This window comes from Pseudomonas syringae group sp. 26L6 (genome assembly GCF_032587815.1).
GTDB lineage: Bacteria > Pseudomonadota > Gammaproteobacteria > Pseudomonadales > Pseudomonadaceae > Aquipseudomonas > Aquipseudomonas amygdali.
The window spans coordinates 1-1,731 of sequence record NZ_JAWHPJ010000007.1; the positions used below are offsets into that span (position 1 = coordinate 1).

Annotated in this window: 3 protein-coding genes; 1 reads left to right on the forward strand and 2 read right to left on the reverse strand. The window is 49.1% G+C overall.

The features are described 5' to 3' along the window. Window positions 1-185 (forward strand): hypothetical protein (locus RYA97_RS02590; protein WP_316891835.1); only part of this gene is annotated, 185 nt, incomplete at its 5' end. A 104-nt stretch (window positions 186-289) separates the two neighbouring features. On the opposite strand, the gene RYA97_RS02595 is transcribed toward RYA97_RS02590, so the two are convergent. Both RYA97_RS02595 and RYA97_RS02600 read right to left on the reverse strand, forming a co-directional pair. Further along, entirely contained in the window at window positions 290-718 is a 429-nt protein-coding gene (locus tag RYA97_RS02595) for a hypothetical protein (RefSeq protein WP_157973429.1), read from the reverse strand. Then, a partial coding sequence (locus RYA97_RS02600) for an RHS repeat-associated core domain-containing protein (RefSeq protein WP_316891837.1) occupies window positions 719-1,731 on the reverse strand: 1,013 nt, incomplete at its 5' end.

The window sequence follows — 1,731 nt, forward strand, 5'->3', positions numbered from 1 at the left end:
CGCAGGCCTTGCCAGAGGAAGCGTTTGTGGTCGGTGTGGCCTTTGATCTCGGACTGTTTCCTTCGATCAACCGGCAGAACGGCTCGATCAGCTTAAGTAGACTTGCCCAGCGCTCAAACCTTTCCATTTCAGCAACGAGACGTTCGCGGCGGGCTCTTGAGCTTGTCAGCATACTCAACTTATAGAAAGCTTATTTAGTTCATATAAGGCTGGGGTTAGATGGCAAGGCGATTTCGCATATTTTATATTTTTTCGCAGATTTTTTAAGTTGTTATAGAGCGCCCCATCATTAATATGACGGAATTAGCTTTCCAGCCTCACCCGTTTTTGCATCAAATGAAAAACGAAAATCATTTTCATTACAGCTTATAAAAAAACATAGCTCGGCTAGGACGTAATAAACCTCGGAAAACATACAATCCCGACAAGCTGACTTGGTCATATCGCTGACATCCCACATAGTCGTACCATCAGGATTTATTACGATTGCCTTATTTTCTTTTTTGTTGTAGGGAGCGATCACGAATGCAATTCCGCTTCCGTCCTTGAGCGGTGTTGCAATTAAACCTAAAGAGCTCTCAAACTTATGACTGACACCTTTGTAAGACCACGACGCACCTTTTGGCGCTAATTGCTCTACTGTAAGACCTAATGGGTTGTTATCTCGATCATAACTTCCAAGGTCGTCAAAGGTTCTATAATTTTCTATAAGATTCATTTAGCCGCCGCAACCAATAGAATGAATGGCCCTCGGCTTCCCTATAGGCCTCATTTTTGCTCTATCTGCATAGTTAAGTACTTGTATTTGACTTCCTCCACCACGATAAATTTTCCCTCCAGAGGTTTGGGGGCCTACAGGGCCAACTTGTATTTGGACGCCCTCCGGGATATAAAACCTCTGAACATGTGATATCTCTGGTTTGAATTCCGGAATAACTGCAAGTTCATTCCTTACATAATCCACGTTAGGAATATGATCCAGTGTGGCCCAGCCACCGGGACGTGTCTGCCCTGGCGACATTGCCATCTCTACTATGATGCCGCCTTTAGGTACTGGCATAGACTCAAGCTTAGCACCGCTCCCCCATGCATCCAAAGCGGTTGGGGCGGGTAGTGCCAATGGGCTTAAGCCAAGTGGGTCAATCCAGCCAGAAGAGTTTTTAGCATATCTATAAAGATTACTACCCCCCAACAACCCAATCGGATCCTGCGTTATAAACCGCCCAATCTCCGGGTCATAATACCGAAACGTGTTGTAATGCAGCCCCGTCTCGACATCAAAATACTGCCCTTGGAACCGCAGGTTCTGCTCGACCTCGTTCACCACCAGCTTCTCAACCGCACCCCAGGCCCGGTACTTCGCCTGCCAGACGATCTGCCCTTCGGCGTCGGTCATTTCCAGCGGTGTGCCGATCTGGTCGGTGTGGAAATAGTAAACCTTGTTCTCTACCTCGCCTTCTTTTTCATCCACGCGCGCCAGCGGCGCATAGCTACCGGGCTCGTAGATATACAGGCTGCTCTGGCCGGGGCTTTCTTCGCGCAGCATCCGCAGGCCTTGCCAGAGGAAGCGCTTGTGGTCGGTGTGGCCTTTGATCTCGGACTGTTTGGCGACTCTTCGGCCCAGGCTGTCGTATTGGTAGCTGCTGGTGCTTTCCACCTGCGTGTCGGCCATGGTTTCGGTTTTGACCAGGCGGTTTTCGCAGTCGTAGGTGAAGGTTTGCCAGCGCACGA